22 protein-coding genes and 1 pseudogene are annotated in these 21607 nt (G+C 38.3%); 7 read left to right on the top strand and 16 right to left on the bottom strand.

Going from position 1 to position 21607, the window contains the following annotated elements; all coding sequences use genetic code 11:
- The first annotated feature begins 9 nt into the window (after nt 1-9).
- Nucleotides 10-903, top strand: coding sequence for a hypothetical protein (locus ACZ5V8_RS11070; RefSeq protein ID WP_464217811.1), 894 nt, complete (start codon nt 10-12; stop codon nt 901-903).
- Nucleotides 904-911: 8 nt separating this feature from the next.
- Here ACZ5V8_RS11070 and ACZ5V8_RS11065 read toward each other — a convergent pair whose 3' ends face one another.
- The gene (locus ACZ5V8_RS11065; protein ID WP_464217809.1) at nt 912-1733 is read right to left on the bottom strand and encodes an outer membrane beta-barrel protein; all 822 of its coding nucleotides are present in this window, start codon (nt 1731-1733) and stop codon (nt 912-914) included.
- 180 nt (nt 1734-1913) lie between these two features.
- Between ACZ5V8_RS11065 and ACZ5V8_RS11060 the strand changes: the two genes are divergently transcribed.
- On the top strand, nt 1914-2426 hold the full coding sequence (locus ACZ5V8_RS11060) for a hypothetical protein (protein WP_440615902.1): 513 nt from the start codon (nt 1914-1916) through the stop codon (nt 2424-2426).
- A 10-nt stretch (nt 2427-2436) separates the two neighbouring features.
- Here the strand turns inward: ACZ5V8_RS11060 and ACZ5V8_RS11055 are convergent, their stop codons facing one another.
- Together ACZ5V8_RS11055 and ACZ5V8_RS11050 are read right to left on the bottom strand one after the other, a co-directional pair.
- Nucleotides 2437-2955: a hypothetical protein gene (locus ACZ5V8_RS11055; RefSeq protein ID WP_464217808.1), complete on the bottom strand. Its 519-nt coding sequence runs from the start codon at nt 2953-2955 to the stop codon at nt 2437-2439.
- Nucleotides 2956-2959: 4 nt separating this feature from the next.
- Nucleotides 2960-3964, bottom strand: a complete 1005-nt coding sequence (locus tag ACZ5V8_RS11050) for a hypothetical protein (RefSeq protein ID WP_464217807.1) — start codon at nt 3962-3964, stop codon at nt 2960-2962.
- A 714-nt stretch (nt 3965-4678) separates the two neighbouring features.
- Between ACZ5V8_RS11050 and ACZ5V8_RS11045 the strand changes: the two genes are divergently transcribed.
- Together ACZ5V8_RS11045 and ACZ5V8_RS11040 are read left to right on the top strand one after the other, a co-directional pair.
- The gene (locus ACZ5V8_RS11045) at nt 4679-5242 is read left to right on the top strand and encodes a hypothetical protein (protein WP_464217806.1); all 564 of its coding nucleotides are present in this window, start codon (nt 4679-4681) and stop codon (nt 5240-5242) included.
- Nucleotides 5223-5612: a hypothetical protein gene (locus ACZ5V8_RS11040; RefSeq protein ID WP_464217805.1), complete on the top strand. Its 390-nt coding sequence runs from the start codon at nt 5223-5225 to the stop codon at nt 5610-5612. Before ACZ5V8_RS11045 ends, ACZ5V8_RS11040 begins: the two co-directional genes overlap by 20 nt.
- 185 nt (nt 5613-5797) lie before the next feature.
- Here the strand turns inward: ACZ5V8_RS11040 and ACZ5V8_RS11035 are convergent, their stop codons facing one another.
- The 5 genes from ACZ5V8_RS11035 to csrA form a co-directional block, all read right to left on the bottom strand.
- Nucleotides 5798-7873, bottom strand: a complete 2076-nt coding sequence (locus ACZ5V8_RS11035; RefSeq protein ID WP_464217804.1) for an ATP-binding cassette domain-containing protein — start codon at nt 7871-7873, stop codon at nt 5798-5800.
- Nucleotides 7833-8723 carry an efflux RND transporter periplasmic adaptor subunit gene (locus ACZ5V8_RS11030; protein ID WP_464217803.1) on the bottom strand — a complete coding sequence of 297 codons (891 nt, stop codon included), beginning with the start codon at nt 8721-8723 and terminating at the stop codon, nt 7833-7835. Before ACZ5V8_RS11030 ends, ACZ5V8_RS11035 begins: the two co-directional genes overlap by 41 nt.
- Nucleotides 8704-10020 (bottom strand): TolC family protein, encoded by a 1317-nt coding sequence (locus ACZ5V8_RS11025; protein ID WP_440651767.1) that lies wholly within the window; start codon nt 10018-10020, stop codon nt 8704-8706. Before ACZ5V8_RS11025 ends, ACZ5V8_RS11030 begins: the two co-directional genes overlap by 20 nt.
- A 6-nt stretch (nt 10021-10026) precedes the next feature.
- Nucleotides 10027-10458: a LysM peptidoglycan-binding domain-containing protein gene (locus ACZ5V8_RS11020; protein WP_440615896.1), complete on the bottom strand. Its 432-nt coding sequence runs from the start codon at nt 10456-10458 to the stop codon at nt 10027-10029.
- Nucleotides 10459-10646: 188 nt separating this feature from the next.
- Nucleotides 10647-10832 carry a carbon storage regulator CsrA gene (gene csrA, locus ACZ5V8_RS11015; protein WP_117001530.1) on the bottom strand — a complete coding sequence of 62 codons (186 nt, stop codon included), beginning with the start codon at nt 10830-10832 and terminating at the stop codon, nt 10647-10649.
- A 295-nt stretch (nt 10833-11127) separates the two neighbouring features.
- Here csrA and ACZ5V8_RS11010 point away from each other — a divergent pair, with 295 nt between their 5' ends.
- Nucleotides 11128-13215: a RelA/SpoT family protein gene (locus ACZ5V8_RS11010; protein ID WP_464217802.1), complete on the top strand. Its 2088-nt coding sequence runs from the start codon at nt 11128-11130 to the stop codon at nt 13213-13215.
- On the opposite strand, the gene ACZ5V8_RS11005 is transcribed toward ACZ5V8_RS11010, so the two are convergent.
- The 5 genes and pseudogenes from ACZ5V8_RS11005 to ACZ5V8_RS10985 form a co-directional block, all read right to left on the bottom strand.
- Complete coding sequence (locus ACZ5V8_RS11005; RefSeq protein ID WP_464217801.1) at nt 13212-14408, bottom strand: FAD-dependent oxidoreductase; 1197 nt, start codon at nt 14406-14408, stop codon at nt 13212-13214. The two genes, ACZ5V8_RS11010 and ACZ5V8_RS11005, sit on opposite strands and share 4 nt — an antisense overlap.
- Before the next feature lie 14 nt (nt 14409-14422).
- Nucleotides 14423-15403 (bottom strand): tRNA pseudouridine(13) synthase TruD, encoded by a 981-nt coding sequence (gene truD / locus ACZ5V8_RS11000; RefSeq protein WP_464217800.1) that lies wholly within the window; start codon nt 15401-15403, stop codon nt 14423-14425.
- Nucleotides 15403-15768 carry a ZapG family protein gene (locus ACZ5V8_RS10995; RefSeq protein WP_464217799.1) on the bottom strand — a complete coding sequence of 122 codons (366 nt, stop codon included), beginning with the start codon at nt 15766-15768 and terminating at the stop codon, nt 15403-15405. Before ACZ5V8_RS10995 ends, truD begins: the two co-directional genes overlap by 1 nt.
- An 8-nt stretch (nt 15769-15776) precedes the next feature.
- A complete protein-coding gene (ispF, locus tag ACZ5V8_RS10990) occupies nt 15777-16259 on the bottom strand; it encodes a 2-C-methyl-D-erythritol 2,4-cyclodiphosphate synthase (protein WP_464217798.1) in 483 nt (160 codons plus the stop codon).
- Nucleotides 16260-16276: 17 nt separating this feature from the next.
- Nucleotides 16277-16636 (bottom strand): annotated as a pseudogene (locus ACZ5V8_RS10985) (rhodanese-like domain-containing protein); the annotation flags it as partial.
- Nucleotides 16637-16791: 155 nt separating this feature from the next.
- On the opposite strand from ACZ5V8_RS10985, the gene ACZ5V8_RS10980 reads away from it, so the two are divergent.
- Nucleotides 16792-17031 (top strand): Arc family DNA-binding protein, encoded by a 240-nt coding sequence (locus ACZ5V8_RS10980; protein WP_440615890.1) that lies wholly within the window; start codon nt 16792-16794, stop codon nt 17029-17031.
- Nucleotides 17032-17086: 55 nt separating this feature from the next.
- Here ACZ5V8_RS10980 and ACZ5V8_RS10975 read toward each other — a convergent pair whose 3' ends face one another.
- Both ACZ5V8_RS10975 and ACZ5V8_RS10970 read right to left on the bottom strand, forming a co-directional pair.
- Entirely contained in the window at nt 17087-17335 is a 249-nt protein-coding gene (locus ACZ5V8_RS10975; RefSeq protein ID WP_440615889.1) for a hypothetical protein, read from the bottom strand.
- Between the two features lie 26 nt (nt 17336-17361).
- Nucleotides 17362-17991: an LOG family protein gene (locus tag ACZ5V8_RS10970; protein ID WP_440615958.1), complete on the bottom strand. Its 630-nt coding sequence runs from the start codon at nt 17989-17991 to the stop codon at nt 17362-17364.
- Between the two features lie 250 nt (nt 17992-18241).
- Between ACZ5V8_RS10970 and ACZ5V8_RS10965 the strand changes: the two genes are divergently transcribed.
- On the top strand, nt 18242-19027 hold the full coding sequence (locus tag ACZ5V8_RS10965; RefSeq protein WP_464218737.1) for an enoyl-ACP reductase FabI: 786 nt from the start codon (nt 18242-18244) through the stop codon (nt 19025-19027).
- A 1-nt stretch (nt 19028) separates the two neighbouring features.
- Here the strand turns inward: ACZ5V8_RS10965 and glnD are convergent, their stop codons facing one another.
- Nucleotides 19029-21578, bottom strand: a complete 2550-nt coding sequence (gene glnD / locus ACZ5V8_RS10960) for a [protein-PII] uridylyltransferase (RefSeq protein WP_464217797.1) — start codon at nt 21576-21578, stop codon at nt 19029-19031.
- Nucleotides 21579-21607 lie beyond the last annotated feature (29 nt).

Genomic DNA, 21607 nt, shown 5'->3' with positions numbered 1-21607 from the left:
AATGATTAGATGGAACCTAAACAAACGATGGATATAAGAAACAAAATCCCTTTTTATAGTGGATTATGCTTGCTGCTAGGCTTAGTTGAATCTGCTATTGCAGTTAATGTTGTCGATAATCATGACCAAGATGATTTGCATCCTACTATGGCATTGCATAATTCAGATAATCGCTTGGATAATCACTGGTATTTTGGTCCAACGCTAGAAGCGCGCTATACGCATACGCGCTTGAATCTTTTTAATGTTGTTGGTACGGCGGCAACGTCTGAGTGGATGGGTGGTGCTATTTTTGGCGTCATTAGTACTTATAATCACTGGCAAGCGCATTGGTATATCCATGGGGCGGCAGGGACAGGGCGCGTTAATCTGCGAGCAAATGATTATAATATTGATCAGCACACTAACCTTGAGCATTACTTTGCCGTTTCAAGTTTGAGTTTTGGTTATGAATTTATTCAAGGGCGATTTCATATAACACCAGGAGTTTATACTACGGCAAATTATTCAAGATATCGTACGACTGAGCCGATGATGCTGGCATTGGTCAATACCAGTGGCACGAAACAGGATGATGTGTATTTGCATGCAGGGGTATTACAATCTAGTACGTTTCATTTTAATCGCCATTTTTCAATCTCAAGTCGTACTGAGCTTGGTTATATTTATTACAACAATACGCAGGTTGATTTTTATCAAGCCAATGGTTTGGGGACGTTGTCACAAAATACCACGAATCACGGCGGGTTGTATTCACTATTAGGTATTGGCTTTAATTTTGATAGCAGTTATGGGCGCTTTATTATTGCGCCATGGGCAAGCTATATTTATGTTCCTGCAAAAAATCATAGTATCAATAGCAATGTTAGTGCTATTGGCTTAAAGCTTTTGTATCTTATGTAGTGTAATGATTAGCAAGAGTGGACTGCTGGAATCACAAGCTTTTGACCCACGCGAATCTTAGATGGGTTAGTGATGTTGTTCTCTTTTGCAATGCAGTTAGCGCCTTTAGTTTTTGATAAGCCATGTGCTACAGCGATGTCATATAAAGTGTCGCCTTTTTTAACCGTATACGTTGCATTACCAATAGCTATTGGTGCTTGCGCTGCAGCTGGCTGATTATGCATTACAGGTTGTTCTTGACCGATAGCATTGTTCTCTTGGCTTGAGAAATAGTTGCTTGGCCCCATTGGAATCGTATAAGTCAAGCCAACAGAAGCTGTTGCTTGCCCCATGCTGTGACCACCTTGTGGCAACCAGTTGTATTGGTACTGAGCGAATACATTCAATGTGCGAGACAACTGGTAACCAGCACCCACTGCAACAACAGGTCTGAAAATTTTGCTATAGTTATCATTGGCACCAACACGGTTCCATGCATAACCCGCTTTACCAAATACATCAAACTGTCCATTACCGCCGAAGTAGTACTTACCAACTAAGAATAGTGGTACATTCCAGACATTGATTTTGTTGCCTGCTGTTTTTGAAACTTGGTTTGCGTATTGCAAATCCATTTCCGCACCAACGCTAACACTGCGATTTAAAGCGTAGTCATAACCTACTAAACCACCGAAAGCTACACCACCTTTGTGGTTTGCAAAACCATTTTGTGCAAATGAGTAACCAACGTTGCCGCCAACGACTAAACCACTTTGTGCGCTAGCATTTGCTGCAGAGATGCTTAGTAAAGCAATCGCTGATAAACCAATTATTTTGTTCATTTTTGTCATGAGATAAACCCCCTATAGATTTGTTTTGTACCAAAGACCTATTTTTGGTTCGCGCAAATTAACGTAAAAATTTGGAAAAATCAAATACGATACGCTTATTTGTGTTAACACTTTATTTTTTGGGATAATCCTTTGCTATACTTGCTTAGGCGTTCATGGAAAGATAAAAAGGAAATTGTTATGCCCATTATTCAAATATACTTTGGTCGGAGGTATCATCCTCTCAGTTATGGTATTCGCTGGGTAACACGTTCACATTTTTCACATGTCGAATTGCAAATTGATGATGATTGTTATAGTAGTAATGGTTCATTGGGTGTTTATAAGCGTAGCTATGATGACTTGCGCAAATCTCAAGATATGTTAGAAACTTGGCGTACAGAAATCAGTGATGCACAAAAGAATGATCTGATTATTTTTTTAAACAATCAACTGGGCAAGAAATATGATTACTCATCTGCCTTAGGGCTTGGCTTGTGGCGTCGTGACTGGATGGATGAACATGATAAATGGTTCTGCTCAGAGCTTATTGATGCAGCATTTAAAGCAGCAAAATCCCCTTTGACCAATAATGATTTTGCTTCACATCGTTTAACGCCAAATGATTTAAGAACTTCTCTTGCGATTAAGCGTGAAAAGCTCGAGAAAAACATTCACAACAAGAATTGGTGGCAGAAATTGAAGTTTTTTTAGAGTGGTATTGTTAATGCGATGATGACTTGTCATCAATCTTTTGTTGATTTTTCGCTTGGAGATAGCTTTTTTCAATTCGACCAAAAAGATCAAAGTGTGATTTAACCTCTTTGCATGGGAATGTTGCCTCCATAACGCCAAGCACGTAGTATGTAAAAGGCAATACATCCTTTATTGACAAAATATTATTGTATGCATCCAAGCGTGATAGGTTTGCCATGATGATGCTATTAAATGTATCGATATCTAAATTGACAGGCTCATCTTTGGCATTGGCGCAAAACAATGGTTTTCCTTGTATTTCGCGGGAAAAGACATCAGCGGCAATAAGCCAATTCTCAGTATCATCGAGGATTCCACGCACGCGTTGATTATCAGCAGAGTTATCTGAATAATAAAGCTTAAGATAATCGGCAACGGTCATATCGTTCAAAGATGATTGGACTGCCATGCTTGCTGCTGCCGTGCTATAAGTTGGCAGTGCAATATATAGCATTGAGAGTAAGAGAAAGAAAATAGGCTTTTTCATATGCTTATGGCTTTAATTTTTTTAACGCATCAATAATTGATTGTGTTTCAGTAATTGTCACAAAATCAATGGCGGCAGTGGCAGCATAGACTGGGTATGCGTGATCATTTGTCACATTTAAGTCTTTAGAAAATTTACTTAATAAGTCTTTATAACGATCAAAACCTTGCATATAAGCTTGCATAAATTGATTATTTTTCAGTGTTTCAATTGCTACTTTATAGCTACATACTTTTGCGGGATCTGCCGTGTAATAAAACTGCATATACACATTGGCATCATGCAAAAACTTAATGCTATCCAGCAATTTATTGTTATCCAGTAGTTGTTTGAAGGCGTTTACAGAGCCTGAAATATTCTGATACAAATCTGTATCACGTGAGGCTTTAACTGCTAATACACAATCAGCTTCTGAAAAACGCTGATAATTATCAACGGATTTAATCGTTGATGTATATGCGATACCGGCTGCTTTGATGATCTTCTTAGGCACAGCATATGCTTGTGCCATGCCGTCATAATAACGAACTTTAGCAGTGTCTAAATCTACTTTTTGTATTTTACCAATGGTACCTAACAGTGATTTCGTGGTTGTGTAGGTCATCGGTTGCGCTGCCCCTGTCATCATGTTTTTCATAATGGCATGGTATTGATCCATGTTTTGATCGGCGTTATCAAATTTCATTTTTGATAAGTTAGTCCCTAATTCAATCGTATTAATGCCCATTTGCATAGAGAGCCCCAAAAAAGGCCAGAATGACTTAAATTTTGTCCAACCACTATATGAGCTTAGCGCTGCAGTATCAGCCCATTGTTTATGATCAGCAAGCACAACTTGGGCTTGTTTATTTACTTCCGCATTGCTTTGATTGATTGCATTAACAAGTGCCTCAACCCTTGCTGTTGGATCCACATATGTATTGGATACATCACTAGCTGCATAGGCTAGTGAACCACTAAATATTAATGTACTACACACGCCTAATGTTGTGATTGCTTGCCTTCTCATTTTTGATTCCTTTTATGATTTTTACTATAACCTACTTGTCAATATCATCATGCAACCAACATTGCTGTTAATAACTTAGCACAATAACAGACGTTATTAATACAACTTAGCTGCAAAATGCGTATTACTACTCATTTGTTGATGTGGTGCTTGACATAATTTATATTAAATGTTTATAAATGTTATGTAATAGATCCATTAGTATGAAATGACATATCTAACTCTAAAATTCTACATTATTCCATATACTTTAAGGCGTCGTTAGAGACATACAAAAGGGTATTTCTGTATTGCGTTGTTGGCAAAACCCAGCTCCCTAAAAGTGTGATGAGTTCAATGACTGAAACATAGTAAAATGTGTCGCGATGGGTATATTGATATGATCAAATTGTTGATTAGGTAGTTTTCCGGTGGAAACGACAACAGTGATAGTTTATAAATAAAAGAGTAGGTTAAGTGCTAGCTTTTTTAGCTTTGATGAGAGGTTTTAATCAAAGCAATAAAGACATACTTCTAATCCCTTTAGTAATAATTCGGAAATAAGTTGAGCTTCAATTACTCCCCTCACCCGTGCAGCTCAAGCTGCACGACCTCTCCCGCAAGGGGAGAGGTACTAGCTAACGCAACTTATTCTTGATTCATTACTTAGGGTGAAAACAACAATGTGCGAAGATTTAGAAGAATTAATAGCATTATAAATGGAGACCATTACTCATGAATATAAAAGTAGATCTGTCAAAAATATTACAGACATATGAAAAAGTGAAAAAATCTGGGATAAAGAAGACTTTTAAGTCTGGAGGGATCGAGGATTTTGATTGGCAGAAGGTTGATAATATTGATGTTTCATTGAACAGTATATCACCTAATGCTTCATTGAAGTTTGTGAAAAATACCACATCAAATGCATGGGAAATAAATATATTTCATGTGAACAAAGATGGGTTAAGTGGAGGCAATCTGGAAATGCATGTTTCAGACTTGATCGAGTATTCAATTTATCATATCCTCAAAAACACAGATACTCAGTTCATATCCAATATTCGCTATCATAATGTTTGTAATACCCAATTTATTGAAGCGTATGATAAGCAAAAACTTTTTGGAGATAAAAAGTCAGACTTGGAAAATTTAACGGAAACTATGCAGGGAACATCACTTATAAAACTTATAAATAGAGTATTAAAAAATTTGGCTAAGACTAAATGCTCACCCACAAGTGCTCACCGTACCCTGAGCGTAAGTCGAAGGGTAGCTTGTGAAAATCATACTTCATAAAGGCTTCGACTTACGCTCAGCCAACGCTTACACAATCAAAGTGGGCAGGAATATGGTCATAGCCAAAAATTTAAATGCTGAATCTCACTATCAAATCAATGATTTTGAACTTTCAGACCCGTATGTTGGACATAATGCTATCAAGGAAGCTTTAGATGGGGAAGAATATAAGTTAGAGGATTGTGAGTCTGGCTATTACCAAGAGTTGCTTAATGATCTTGGTCTCGGTTGTCAAGGATATGGCACCATGAACCTCTCCATTAATGAAAGAAAACCTCAAAAGCAAATAGAAAATAATAGCTCTAATATCGGTTTTTTTGAGAATTATACTTATCACAGTCTAACTAATTCTTCTAATTACTGTAATTAACTTGTATTAGCCTAAGGCAGTATCTGTGACGAGGATTTTCTTTCAGTCTGTGCTTGATGGTGGTGTTTGATTTCACCATTATATTCACCACTTTCTGTGACTAACAGGTTGCAAGCAAAACAAAGTGACCTGGTAGCATCTGTTTATTTACAGTTTGAAATCGACAAAGTTTTTAAACTAGGGTTTTAATGGTTTAAACACTTCACCACATCTAAAGCTGCAGCTTTACGTGCCGGAAGCAAGCCGCTTAGTATCCCTAGGCTGACGACAGAGATAAATGCCAGTAATACCGCAAAGGGTGAGATGAACCAGATAAACTGAATCTCTTGCACGAACTTTGAAGCGATATATAAGATCAACTCATAGCTACCAACTCCCAGCACAAAGCCGATAATGCCAGCACTTAAACACAGTAAAATGGCTTCAATCAAATAGCTCCAAAAGATCGTGCGATCTCCGGCACCAATGGCTTTGAGTAAGCCGATTTCATATAGGTTCTCAGAAATTGATGCCAGCATCATATTGGTAATACCAATGCCTGCAACAACAAGCGATACGATTGAAATGACTGCAAGCATTAAGGTGAAAATGTTTAAAAAAGTCTGAATGTTGTGCAATAGATCAATGTCCGGTGACACCATGAAGGTGCCGCTGTTGCCATATTTGCTGGTGAAGTAATTCTTAAGGGCGTTACTCACTGGAATGACAGCGTTTACATCATCGACACTAAAATAAAATTGCGCTAAAAAACTCCAATTGACCTTTTGTAAGTAGGTGAAAGGTAGGAGAACCTGAGTATTGATATTATTCCAAGCATCACTGCTTGAGCTTGATTTTTTCTTTAGCACGCCAATGACAAAGCAGGTATAACTGCCACCATAATCACCGATCTTAATGACATTGCCAATTGCGCTTTGTGTTGGGAAAAGCTCACGGTTAATATCATTACCAATAATGCAGACGTTATCGGCATTTTGAATATCCAGTGCCGAGAAATTTCGTCCTTGTGCTAGGTGGGTATTAACAATCGGCAAGAAATATTCATTAACGCCTTGAATTGAGATTCTATTTTGATGCACCTTGTTACTATTAAAAATCACACTGTTGGCATAGCTACTAATCGAAGGCGATAGCATGGTAATCTGTGGGAAAATCCGCTTTATCGGCATGAGATCATCTTTAACCGAAAGCTGTTCAAAGGATGAATTATTATGATCTGATGCCGATTGCATCCAGTTCTTATAGGCATAGAATAATACCGTTTTTGCGCCCAATTTATCATAAGATGCTAGAATTTTATCCTTAGCGTATTGTCCAAGCGTCATCATCACAATAATGGAAGCAACACCGATAATTACACCTAAAGCAGTCAATAGTGTTTGCCCTTTTTTGATCATCAAGGTGCGTAAGGCTAAAGCAAAAAGTCGTGTTAAGGCATGTGTGTAGCTGCTGCTTGAGCTTGGCTTTTGTTTATTGTCATGGATTTGAGTTATATCCTGCTTGGCAGAAGAATTTATTTGGGTGTCCTTTTTAATATCTGCAAGCACTTTACCATCTTTAATCTCGATAGTGCGCGGTGCAAATTCGGCAATTTCCTTATCATGCGTTACTAAAATGATTGTTTTGCCATTTTGATTCAGCTTGGTTAAGAGCGCCATAATGTTCTGGGTATTGTGACTATCCAAATTTCCCGTTGGTTCATCAGCAAGGATAATGTCCGCATTACGCATCAATGCTCTGGCAATTGCGACACGTTGTTGTTCACCGCCTGAGAGCTCTTTAGGGTAATGATCTAAACGATGGGCAATGCCAACTTCTTTGGCAATATCATGCGCTTTTTGTTTTAATGCTTTACGATCATGCTGAACATTAATCGGATAATTCATCGGTAACAAGATATTGTCCAACACACTTAGCTTGGGCAATAGATGAAATTGCTGAAACACGAAGCCAATATGTTTAGCGCGTATTTGTGCCAATTTGCGACTATCAGCATGCGCAAGGGATTCATTATTTATTTTGATATTACCTGATTCAAGTGTCAGCATTGCACCTAATAAATGCAGCAATGTTGACTTGCCTGATCCTGAAGCCCCTACAATTGCAACAAACTCACCTTGCTGGATTTTTAAATTAATATCATGCAACACGGGCGTTGATTTCATTGCACCGTGATAACTAAAACTAAGATTACTTACCTCATACGCCAAACTCATATGGCTATACTCCGCTGAAGTAATCGATTGGCTCAACTTGATCACCGACCGTTAAGCCTTTGGTGATTTCAACATCTTGTGTGGTTTGTATGCCTAAGCTGACTTCTTGCATTTTTCCGTTGCTCAATTTGACATAGTTATGCCCATCTTGAATGCGAATATATTGCTTAGGCAGCGCAATGACATCTTGTTTTTCATCAATGTAAATATCACAAACAACATTCATTCCGGGAAGCAAATCAGCATTCTTTGTTGTAATAAGCACCCTAATCGGGTAAGTAGTTTGTTGTGTCGAATTAAATGATGTCCCTGAATTATTTGGTGAGGGCGCTAGAGCAACGCTGGTGATTGCACCATCAAAGCTAGTATTATTGTTAGCGGATGCTTTGATCATGACTTTTAAGCCTTTTTTCATTTGCAGTATGTTTGATTCGGCAATGTCTGCGGTGACATAAAGTTTTGATAAATCATCGACTTTGAGAATAAAGTCACTATTTTGAGTGTTGCCTGAACCTTGAGTGACATACTCACCTTCAGATTTTTTGATATAGACCACAGTTCCGGCATAGGGTGCTCTAATTGGGTAGACTTTCTCCGGTGATTGTAGTGAGCTAACTATGCTCACAAGAGGATCGCCTTGAACGACATGTTGCCCCAGATTGACGTAGATTTTTTGGATATAGCCTGCATAGGGTGCGGTGACGACGGTTTCTTTATTGGCACTAACTTCTCCTGCAGCGGAAATTTTATTTATCAGTGTTTTTTTGCTTACTATATAGGGCGTATCCGTTGTAGTTAATGGCTGACTGGTTTTAACAGCGAAGTAATAAAGCCCGTATCCAAGCGCAATTAGGATAATAATGATAATGAGCCATTTAATGATTCTTGAAAACATAACGCTCAATGTCTCCTTTATAGAAATGATATTGATAGGTGTCTTTTAATAAACTTGCATAGAGATTAAGCATCGTTTGCTCAGCTGTTTGTAAGCTACGTAATGCATTGATTAAATCAAGATAAGACTGGCTGCCCGCTTGAAAATTACGCTTTACCGAGGTGTAACTTTCTTTGGCATATTTCTGAAGTTCAATGGCTGTTGGTAGCGTATCATATTGGTTTTTGAAATCATTGAGCAAATCTGCCAGCGTTTTTTGTGCATCGAGTATGTTGCCTTGATTGTCATACTGGTTTTTAAGTTTTGTTTCCTCAGCAATGACAATATTGCGATCCAACGTGCCGCCATCAAACAGGTTAAAACTTAACGTTAAGGTTGCATTCCAGCTAAATTCTTTGCGTGCACCAATGCCACCAAAAAAACCATTTTGCGCATAAGGGTTTTGATACCCCCCATTGATGGCAAATGAAGCATTTGGCCAGTAATTACGTTTTGCTTGATTGATACTCCAATTGTCTTTTTGTTGTTGTAATTGCCATAATTTGTATTGGTATAGATATTGCTCAGAAAAATGCGTTAATGCTTTAGGGATGTCTTTTAGATCTTGTAATGCCAGTACACTAAAATTGAAATCCTGAGGGCTAAAAGCGCTAACACCCATGCTTTTAAGTAATTTCTGCTTGGAAACTTTAAGGCTTTGTTTTTGTTGCTTTAACGTAATCTCGGTACTTAAGAGCTGCGTTTTTAAATTTAGCTCGTCCGAGCGTGATTTAAGTCCTTGTTTATATAAGGTGTTGGCACTTAAATACTGCGTTTGATATTGCTGATAAAGTGTTTCTTGCAACTTAAGGTTGTGAACACTGAGTGAATATTGGATAAAATTTTCAGCCACCTCTTGGATCAATTGATCCTTAGCATAGCGATAGTTAAGTTGATCGATCGCGGTTTGAATCTTTGCTTGGTAATAATTGGTGATCTTAATACCATTTTGACTAAAATCTTCTGATAGCTGCAAGCCAAAGGTATTGCCGGTATTAAGCCCTGTGCTATTGGCTGTACTGTATGTTGTATCACTTGCTGTTGATGTGCTGATTAAGTCAAGTTTTGGCAAGAAGGCGGCAAAGGCATTGTCTTTTTGCAAAGCGCCAATGTTGAGTTGTGATTGCTGCGATTTTAAACTCGGGGCATGCTCAATCGCATATTGCACTGCTTGCTGTAAACTGAAGCTTTTGCAAAATCCAAAAGAAACCGTTGTGCTTAGCATGCATAGGCTAAGATATTTCAGATATTGGTTCATTGGAGTTTAGCAGTCAGTAGGCTTTGGGATGATAAGCGTTTGTCCTGCCGCTAGGCGATTAGGATCTGTTATTTTATTGGCTTTAGAAAGACAGGTTATACTGATGTTATTCTTGCGGGCAATGCTATATAAGCTATCGCCAATCTCGACTTTATAAGTTACGGGCTTATTATTCTCTGCAACGTTAGCAACTGCTGAAATTTCCTCAAGTTTAGTTTCAGGCGCGCCTGCTGCTTCAACAACTTTGGCTGAGTCATCCTCAGTTGATACCTTGCTTGTTGTTGCTTTGTCATTGTTTCTTACTGTTGAAGATGTATTATCTTTAATCGCTTGATCTGTTGGTGTTATAGCAGTTGGTTCTTTGTGTTGACTGCTAAATTGTGCACAACCTGCTAACAACAGTATTCCAGCTGCAATGATATAAAGCTTCTTTTGCATAACTGACTCCTTCTTTTGATGATACTTCATCAGTGTAGCTATAAAGCATAGGCGCTGCAAAAGGTTTACGGCTGAATTGTGGAGAACCAACCATCAGCTAGATAAGTGGTTGGTATCTTAATAGATAACATAAATCAGCTTTTGATAATGGCTTGTTACTCAATACGAGTTGTGCGTATGGTGGTATGTTATTCCATATCGCCTAATGAGTGCTCACCTTTAATGCGCACAAAGATTTCTTCACGATGTACGGACACCTCTTTAGGCGCGTTTATGCCTAGACGAACTTGATTTCCTTTGACGCCCAAAACAGTGACTGTTACTTCGTCCCCAATCATGACAGTCTCGCCAATTTTTCTTGTTAAAATTAACATGTTAAAGTTACTCCTTATTATATAGCTTTATCTTCCAAAGCTGATCAAACCTATACCAACCCTTTGCAAAGTAAATGCACAACCCCAAGCTTAAAATGCTTTTAGTCCTTGCAAAAAGTATAGACTTAAAATATTTATATGCATCTAAAAACTGGATAATTCTAAACAAATAAATAGTTTTTGCCAGAATTTTATGCATTTAAATTGAAATTGATCGGTTTTGCCACAGCAGCAGTAGGGCTTTGGCTAAATTATCGTTATACTGAAAAACATTATTAAGCTGCGCTGATATTAGATGTTTTTATTTTATAAGTTAAATAAAATTATTCATAGTTATCTAAATGATGAGCAGCGTGCGCTCGTGGCAGATGCTTTTTTGTTTGGTGCTGATGCGCATGAGCTGCAGGTTAGAAGCTCTGGCGAGCCTTACTTTACGCATCCAGTAGCAGTTGCTTGTGTATTGGCAGGTATGCGCCTTGATTGTGAAACGGTGATTGCTGCTCTTTTGCATGACACGATTGAAGATACTGAAATTTCGTCAGAAATGATTGCTCAACGTTATGGTGAAAAAACGGCGCAATTAGTTGAAGGTGTTACCAAATTAAGTAAGATTGAAACGCATTCAAAGGCAGAATTGCAAGCCGAGAATTTCCGTAAAATGGTTTTGGCAATGGTGCAGGATATTCGTGTTATTTTGATTAAGCTTGCTGATCGACTACATAATATGACAACGCTTGCGCCACTTCGCCCAGATAAGCGTCGACGGATTGCATTAGAGACTTTAGAGATTTATGCTCCTATTGCGCATAGATTGGGGATGCATCACATTAAAAACTCATTTGAAGAGTTAGCTTTTGAGGCAATGTATCCTTATCGCTATAAAACACTAAAAACAAAAGTATTACATGCACAAAAGCATCGTGATCGCTTGTTTCGTAAAATTAAAGAACGATTACAGCATCATCTGACTGAGCTTTTAGAAGGTGAAAAGCCAGTCTCAGGTCGCAAAAAACGTCTATATAGCATTTATCGCAAGATGCGAGATAAAGAGATGTCATTCTCTGAAATTATGGATATCTATGCTTATAAGGTCATTGCGCCAACACGGCGCGATTGCTATATGATCTTAGGTGCAATTCATGAGATCTTCAGACCTATTCCTGGACGCTTTAAAGATTATATTGCTACCCCAAAAGCCAATGGTTATCAGTCACTACACACCACCGTTTTTGGTCCTTATGGTGTGCCAATTGAAGTGCAGATAAAAACTAAAATAATGGATGACACGGCAGAGAAAGGGGTTGCCGCACATTGGATTTATAAGGCGAAATCATTAAGTCACGATAATGCTCAAAAGTGGCTAGAGAAGCTGTCTGATTTGCAACAACATGTCACCAAATCAATGGACTTTGTTGAAAGTGTTAAGCTGGATTTATTTCCTGACGAGGTTTATGTGTTCACGCCAAATGGCGAGATTATTGAACTGCCCAAAAGTGCAACATGTGTTGACTTTGCTTATCACATTCATACCGATATTGGTAATCACTGCATTGCGGCAAAGGTGAATCGTAGGATCACGCCATTGAGTTATGTATTAACGCATGGTGATACCGTTGAGATCATTACCTCACCTAATGCCCACCCAAATCCTGCGTGGCTTGAGTTTATTAAAACGGCGCGTGCTAAACACGCGATAAAGCATGCTTTAAAGCGCTATGAGCATGAAGAGTTTGTGCATATTGGGCAGCAGATTCTCACACAAGCACTACTGAAAAATCATATGGATTTTTCGACTATTTCAGCGGAGTTATTACAAGAGGCATTAGTTGAGTTTAATTTCCCAGCTATTGCCGAGCTACATGCTGCCATTGGGCAAGCAAATTTCTCAGCGAATACGTTTGTGCACTTTGTTGATCAAAAACAGCAGCTTGAAAGTGATGATTATGATGCGCAACGCAAATTGCTGATCGATGATAGTTATCTTCGCCAATTAGCAAGCTGCTGCACACCGATTCCTGATGATCCAATTACGGGTGTATTAATCTCTGACAAAGGGTTAATGATTCATCGCATTAAATGCAGTGAGTTATTAAAACTTAAAAAAACACATGAAATTATTGAGACACAATGGGCAAAAGACTGCACGGGCTATTATCCGGTGAAGCTGCGAATTAGTTTGCAAAATGTACAAGGTGCAATTGCCAAAGTCACCGCTAATATCTCACGCCATGATGCACAAATTTTAAGTTTCAATATTCTAGAGTCTGACGCGCAATATGGTATCGTTCAGACGATGCTTGAGGTCAAAGACCGTGTGCATTTGGCGCGTGTCATCCGTGGGTTGAAGCATTTGAAAATATGCATTAAGATCGAGCGAATTTAACTCAAGATTCTTTGGGCTTCCTCAAAAGAGCGTTTAACACAATCCTCAACAGCTAGACGGGTAAAGTAGTTACCCGTTAATGCTAGACTGTTGTCTTTGATCAGTTCATTATTAATCCCGTCAATAAACTGTTGGTGCTGTGATTGATAGCATGGCACGCTATTTTTTTTGTGTTTTAGATCAATCAAAGCATCTTTAGGAATGTTAAGTTTCGATAAAAACCCACCAACTAATTGTTGATAAGGGATGTTTGTGTTTTTAAAATGCACTGTCATGCCGCGATACTTTTCATGCGTTATTGTATCGCGCGTCACCATCGAAAAGAAATCTTGATTCATACCAATTAAACCATTGATCGGCTTGATATGTTTGACTTTGTCTTTGTCAAAAACTAAAGCGACTGTTATGAGTTTAGAAACTTCAGGTTGATGCTTAAGGTGGACAAGTGGGTGATTAAGTTGCGCAAGTAATCGGTAGCAAACATGCCAGGGTGTTGCTAAAACTAACTTATTTGCTATGAATACACCATTATCTGTGGTGATATGCCACTGTTCGTTTTGCTGCTCAACGGTCATGACTTGAGTGTTTAGATTGATCTTTGTATTTTGATTGTCTATGTCTCTAAACAGGCTTGACATGCCGTGCTCAAAAGTAAAGCTGCGTGGTAGGCTTTTATCTTTAGCGCGTGTTTTAAAAAGAAAATCAGCAGGGAACTGTCGACTATCTTGGCACAGTACGGCATCAAAGCAATAACGTAGTGTTTTTTGATAATTTTGAGATCCAAAGACAAAGCTAAAATATTCTTCAACGCTGCGATCATTAGCATGACTAAATTTAAATAGTGGCAAGCCAAGACCTGCGCGAATTGGGTTGAGTTTACTTAAAATGCTGGCAATTTGATTTTGTGGTGTCAGCAGTTTAAAAGGATGTTTCTCGCGTCGTTGCAACTGATTCAACAGTCCATTATCACGACAAAAACTAATTAAATGCTGATAAGAGTTGTAAATGGTATGCGCGCCCAACTCAAGCCAGAAATCACGTGTTTTTGGGCTGTGATAGGTTTCAATGCAGCCACCAAGCTTGTCATTTTGCTCAAGGATAATGCTCTTATATCCTTTAATTGCTGCAAAGTGCGCAAAGCTTATACCTGAGATGCCGCCACCAATGATAGCAATGGGATAGTGTTCTGACATGATAAATATTCCTTTTATGCAGATAATGCCTCAATTAATGAGGTGGCGTACGCGCCAGTTCCTAAGCTAAAGCTAAGTGTTAAGGTGTTTTTTGATACATCATGGCTATAATCTAAGTTTTTCGCATAAGCATAGATGCTGCGAAATTGCATTTCACTATGTGCAGCTAAATAATCAATAAATTTGCCATGAGTTTGAGTAAACTGCTCATATTGGCTCAATGCCTCATTACTGAAGAATAACTTTTGCTGTTTTCCAATTAATGGTGCGGCAATGCTTAACTCTTTGGACTCAATACGCTGTTGGATTTCATCTTGATTCTCCGCAGTGACTTGAAAGACACTATTACCATCGCTAAAGCCAACAATGTCACCGATTAAAGCCTTTTGATCTGTATGATTTTGTTGGCGAAACTGGACATAAGCATTAAACAAAAAGCTGCGCATAACGGATAATAAAAAGCCATGGTCTTTTGGGTTAAGCTTGATGTTGCCATCAATAACATCATGTGCTTGTTGTAGATTATCATGACCAAAACGCTGCTCACCAAAAAGATTAATAAAGCCGTGTTGCACAATATGTTTAATCTTGGGCTCTATTTCTGGGAATGGTAACGTTAAATCACGCAATACAAGTGTAAAACGATTGGCTTTGTGGCTGCCAATTTTAAGCTTTTTATTGTGGCGACTGATGCGTAGGATGTTGCAATTTTCAACATTAAACTCACTAAAGTCGATATCAGCTTTACCAGGATAATATAGCGAGAACCATTGTCTGGTGATCGCGTGTTTATCTTTCAAACCACTATAGCCAATATCGCGCTGCTTAAGACCTGTATATCGAGATAGTGCGCGAATAATATCTTTGGTGTTTAAACCATTTTTTTCGATAAACAGCCAAATATGCTCGCCATTACCGGTTAAGTCAAAATCAAAAATTTCTTCAACCAAGAAGTCTTGATTATATGTTTTCAGTCTGCCAATCGGTTGACTCATTATTTTTCTTCGCCTTCAGAAGCATAGTCTTTAGGGTATTGTGGCTCATTGTTGAGCTGATGGGTTTTCTCTTTATCGCGATAGGCTTTGGGTTGCAATAAAGACTGCCTTGATGGATCAAGATTAAGCTTAACACTGTATTCTTGCGAATGTTTCTGCAGCTCAGAAAATTGTTGGTAAATGTTTTCCATAATTTCATGTGTTTTATGCACATGTTCATTGATGGTGTTTTGATAGTGTGTTAGCAGCGTCTTAGTTTCATCTAGTTCATTGCTAAGATTTTTGCTACTTTTACGTACACTTAATCCAATCACAAGTCCGATGATAAAAGCGGCGATGACACCTAAAATTAACGAAATAAGCATGTTTGCTCCTATTGTTGATAAATAAGGGCAACCGCATGGCAGGCGATACCTTCTTTTCTGCCGGTAAACCCAAGTTTTTCAGTCGTGGTTGCCTTGATGTTAACTTGATTTAAGGTAAGCTGCAACAGCGTTGCAATACATTGACGCATTTCAAGAATATAAGGGGCAAGCTTTGGCACTTGAGCAACAACCGTCACATCAATATTGGCAATGTGATAACCTTGTGTTTTGATGCCGTGTTGCGCATGCACTAAAAAATCTTTGCTTGCTTGGTTTTTATGTTTGGGGTCAGTATCAGGGAAATGCTGACCAATATCGCCTAAACCTCCAGCACCAAGGATTGCGTCAGTAATAGCATGCAAAATAACATCACCATCAGAGTGTGCCTCAAGAGAAAAGGGCGCATTAATCTCAATGCCGCCAAGCATTAATGGCTTATCTTCGTTGCTGATGCGATGCACATCATAGCCGTGACCAATACGAAACATCATTAATCCTCGATACTTAATGGGAAGCTATTGCCAACCCATGCACGAAAACCACCATCCACGGAGATAACATTGTCATAACCCATTTTTTGTAGGTTGTCAGCGCTTAATGCTGAGCGAAAACCGCCACCGCAATATAAGTACATTTTTTGCTTTTTGTTAGGAATGAGTTGTTCAATTTTAACTTCAATAATGCCGCGGCTTAAATGATTGGCACCTGGCAAGTGCGAGTGCGCAAATTCAGATTCTTCACGGACATCAATAAGAAGGCCATCTAATGTGTTATTATCAATCATATTTTTGATGTGAAAAACATCGCACTCTTTGATGCGTGTCTTGGCATCATTGACCAATTTAAGAAATTCAGTATTGTGTTGCATCTTACGTCCTTTGCTTTTTGCCTGTGTGTAAAAGGTGTTATTGTACCTTAGTCTCTCAGCAACTTATAGTTTTAATGACAAAGGAATAATATCAATATAAGCTAGTAGCCGATGGCATGCTGTGAAAATAATACTAGATACTAAGGAGGCTTATCATGGCTAATTTTGCATTAAGATTACCTAATTCAATCTATGATGATTTAAAACAAGTTGCTGAGATAGAGGGAGTCTCTATGAATCAGTTTGTTATGAGTGCAGTATCTGAAAGGGTTGCTTTAGCTAAAGTAATGTCGAATCTTAACAAAAACACCGTCAAGATGGCACCAAATGAGCTAGTCGCATTTTTGGATGAAAATGTAAGTAATAATAAGCCTTTAAGTAAAGATGAGATGTGATAGAATTGCTACCTAAATCAGCATCACTCTCTATTGTGATGATTGTTTTTTGTCACTAGCGTCGTGAAAGGCTCGAATGATGCATAATCCAGTAAATAAACAACCCCCAAATACCGCTAATAAGAACGGTGATAGTCCAAGCAAAGCCTGGCATCATTTGTGGTGTTACATTATGTTTGGTGAAATTGTTTAAATCACGAATGATCGCTAATGTACAAACAAGATGCACGATTACAGTGAATGCGCTGATAACGTAGTAAATGTTTTGATAGAGATTGATCACGGCTTGATGAAAATAATCCATAGTGATTTCCTAATGCTTGTAAGTGATTAAAAAATAAACTCGGGTTTCTTGTCAATATCTTTGCGTTGATTATGTTTGTGATGTTCACTAATAATCTCAACAACTTTGTCAATCGAGTCCGTCATAATCAAAAGCTTGGTGTCTTCCTCACCAATAACACCCTCGGCGACAAGCTTTGTTTTTATCCATTCGACTAACCCGCCCCAAAAACTAGTATTAAACAGAATGATCGGCATATGACGTTTTTTCTTGGTTTGTACTAAAGTGGCAATATCAAATAGCTCATCTAATGTGCCAAAGCCACCGGGCATGCCGATATATGCCATTGAGTGTTTGACAAACATCGCTTTACGTGTGAAAAAATAACGATAGTGTAACGAAATATCTTGATGCTGGTTTGGCACTTGCTCAAAAGGTAAATGAATATTTAAACCAATGCTTAAGCCTTCACCTTTTGATGCGCCGATATTACCTGCAGCCATAATGCCATGACCGCCACCTGTAATAATACTGAAGCCCTCATTAGATAATCTGTGCGCAATTTCCTCGGCATCCTTAAAGTGAGGTGATGTGCTTGGAAGGCGTGCAGAACCAAAGATGCTTACAGCCGGTTGGATGTCATCAAGACACTCATAACCCTCGACAAGCTCTGACATGACTTTGAAAATATTCCAAGTAGCACGTGATTGATCAAAATGGACATTGCCATACGTTGTTGCCTCAGTATGTGAGCGTGGGTGAACGGTTTTTCTTGTTTTATTCATTTTTTAGTGTTGTATTCGATAATGATAGCAAGATATGGTAACACAAACTTTGATGTATGCTATGTTAGGTGCTGCGTAATTTAAGAAATTATTGCATAATAAGTACCAATTGCGCATATCATTAAAAATAAAAGGAAACATGATGGGTTTTTTAACGGGTAAAAAAGTTTTAATCGTCGGTCTATTAAGTAATAAGTCAATTGCCTATGGCGTTGCCGAAGCCATGCATCGCGAGGGTGCTGAGCTTGCATTTACTTATCAAAATGAGCGTTTTAAAGAGCGTATTGAAAAGCTTACCTCACATTATAATCCTGCAGCGCTTATCGAATGTGATGTTACCAATGATGAACAGATCGATAATGTATTTGTTGAGCTTGGCAAAAAATGGGATGGTTTAGATAGTATTATCCATTCAGTAGCTTATGCGCCAGCTGATCAGCTTGAGGGTGATTTTATTTCAGCCGTTAATCGTGAAGGATTCAAAGTTGCACATGATATTAGCGCTTATAGCTTTGCGGCATTAGCAAAAGCGGGACGCAGCATGATGCAAAATCGTAATGGCTCTTTAGTGACGTTAACTTACTTAGGTGCTGAGCGTGCGATGCCAAGCTATAACACAATGGGTATTGCCAAAGCCTCTCTTGAGGCAACTGTGCGCTATACTGCATTATCTTTGGGTGGCGAGGGCATTCGCGCCAATGCTGTTTCAGCAGGACCAATTCGCACATTGGCAGCATCGGGTATTAAGAGCTTTAGAAAAATGCTCGATTATAATGCGCAAGTAGCACCGCTTAAGCGTAATGTTGATATTATTGAAGTCGGTAATACGGTTGCATTTTTAGCATCTGACCTTGCCAGTGGGATTACGGGTGAAGTGGTATACGTTGATGCTGGATACCATTGTGTGAGTATGGGTGGGATGGAGTAATTTACTCATCCAGTGTCTTTAGATATTTCAAAAATTTATGTGTCAGTAATTGACGCTTGTTCTGTTTGATGATCGGTTGATCATTACTATCTGTAATATAAAAACTATCTTCAATTGAGAACCCTGATGTGTGAATCCGTGCACGAATAATATTAAGATGATGTGTTTCAAAGAAATAACAAAGGGCGGCTAACAGTCCTGGTCGATCAGGGTGTTTAACGATTACTTTGCTATAGTTTTTATGTCGATGACTAAGCCATTGAATATTTTTCTTAAGGCGCTTTGTGGTTGATTTATCGACTAATGCATTTAATTTAGCCGGTGTATAATCAATTTTTTGATGTGTCAGCTGTGCTTTTAAATGCTGTTCTAGCCATAGAAGCTCTTGCTCGCTTTGCAATGGATGGTAATTTAAATTAGTGACGTTAAATTGATAAATCATTTTATTATCGGGGCGTTTGAAAAAACTTGCTTCCGTGATGTTGATGCTTGCTTTATATAGCAAGTAGCAGAGTGCAGACAGTCTGATTTCTTTATCTGAAGCTAAAATAAGTAATAGCGTTTGGTTTAAACTGTGATCAAAATGCGTATGGATTGATAGGTTATGACTATTGCTTACTATATTTTGACAGAGTATATTATTTTGCCATATCAAGGTTGCTAATGCTTGCTCTGTAAAGTAACGAGCGGGTAGGCATTCCCATAATGCTTTAATTGCATTGTGATCAGTGCATTCTAGCTGCGCCAGAACTTTCTTTTGCGTTTCGCCAACCTGCTCTTTAAGTGAGAGATTGACGGATTTGCTCAATAACTCGCTAGTGCGCGTATACAGATGCTCAAACATCGTCTGTTGCCAACGTGTCCACAATGTGGGGTTAGTGCCTTTAATATCGGCAATGGTCAAAAGAAACAAGCTATCCAGATAGTATTGGCTTTGGCAGAATTCAGCAAACTGCGTGATAATCGTGCCATCGTAGATATCTTCTTTTTTGACCATACGTGAAAATGCCAAATGATGTTTAACCAACCATGATAGCAAATGAATCTCATCTTGTTTTAAACGCCAAGTTTCAGCATATTTTTGCACAAGACGTGCGCCGAATTTACTATGATCGACACCGGATCCTTTGCCAATATCATGAAAGAATGCGGCAATATACAATAGACGTTGCGCGGGATGCTTAAGCATCACCTGATAAGCTAATGGGAAGTCTTGTTCAAAATGAACTGTCCGCATGCTGCGCAGGTTGCTAATTACCTCAATCGTGTGGCGATCCACCGTGTATTGATGATATAGGTCAAACTGCATCTGTCCTTTGCTAATGGCAAATTCTGGAATGATTTTTTCAACAATCCCTAAATCCATCATGATACTTAGTGCGCCTTTAATATTGTATGGATAGGTGAAAATCGCTAAAAATTGTTGCTGTAATGTTTGGTTAGAAAGTAAGTTTTTCTTAGCTAATTGTGAAAGAAGTTGCAGTGTATTACGAACAATATGAGCATCAAGTGTTTTAATCTCTTTATGTTGGCAAAAATATTTAAAAGGCGTCAAAATATGATTTATGTGGTTGGGGTAGTCGTTTTGTACATGCTTTAAAATACCACCATAAATACTAAAACCTTCATTAAGCGCGATGTTGTTGCTTATCACTTGTGATGCCATTAGCTCATGGAAAATAATGCGGTTAATAAGTTTAACGTGACGAATACTGTTGTAATAATGCTGCATAAATAGCTCAATGCTTTTATGTGGCTTTTTATGCTTAAAACCAAAAAACTCAGCAATCATAAGTTGTTTATCAATCAGTAGTGAGTTTTGCTCGCGTTGATACAAAATATGTAAATAAAAGCGAATAGCAGAAAGCAAACGGTGCGCTTTACTCAAGCTTGCTAATTCATCGGCAGTAATATAATGATGCTCAACAAGATAATGTAGATTCACGTTGGGATGAAGGTAAATCAACAGCCAATGAATACTTTGTAAATAGCGTAAATTACCAACAGTGTTTTTAAGATCTGGTTGTTGATTAATTGGGAAGTTACTGTCACGATCAATTTGCTCAGCATATTTGCTATAAATAAAATCGCGATGAACAGGGAGGTTTTGTTTGTTCTCAACCAATGATTTAAATTGGTCAAAAAGGGTGTTATTACCACAGATAAAACGTGCATCCAAAATAGCAGTGAGTAAATTAATGTCATCATTGGCACACTGTATGATGCTGCTAATATTATGCGTTGAATAGCCAACTTTAATTGGCAAGCTTTGTAATTCTTGAATAAATGCCAAAAGTTTGGGACTTGCTAGTGCCTGATCATTTTCTGCCAAAAACAATAAATCAAGATCTGAATATAATGCGCGATCTTGACGACCATATCCACCAATGGCAATCAGAGAAATATGTGCTATTTGCTGCGGGAAATATTCTATCAATAACTTATCGATGCGCTTGCTATAAATGAGCAATATCTTATAGATAGAATGCTTTTTCTTAAGAAAAATCTCCGTGACATCGTGCATAATGCTTTGGCAGTGTTGTTTCATCATGGGGCAGATAAAAAGCTAATATAAGAATA

The sequence above is a fragment of the Cysteiniphilum sp. GTC20157 genome, from assembly GCF_055396795.1.
Note: the sequence above shows the minus strand (reverse complement) of the source record. Positions and strands in the feature narration are given on the sequence as shown.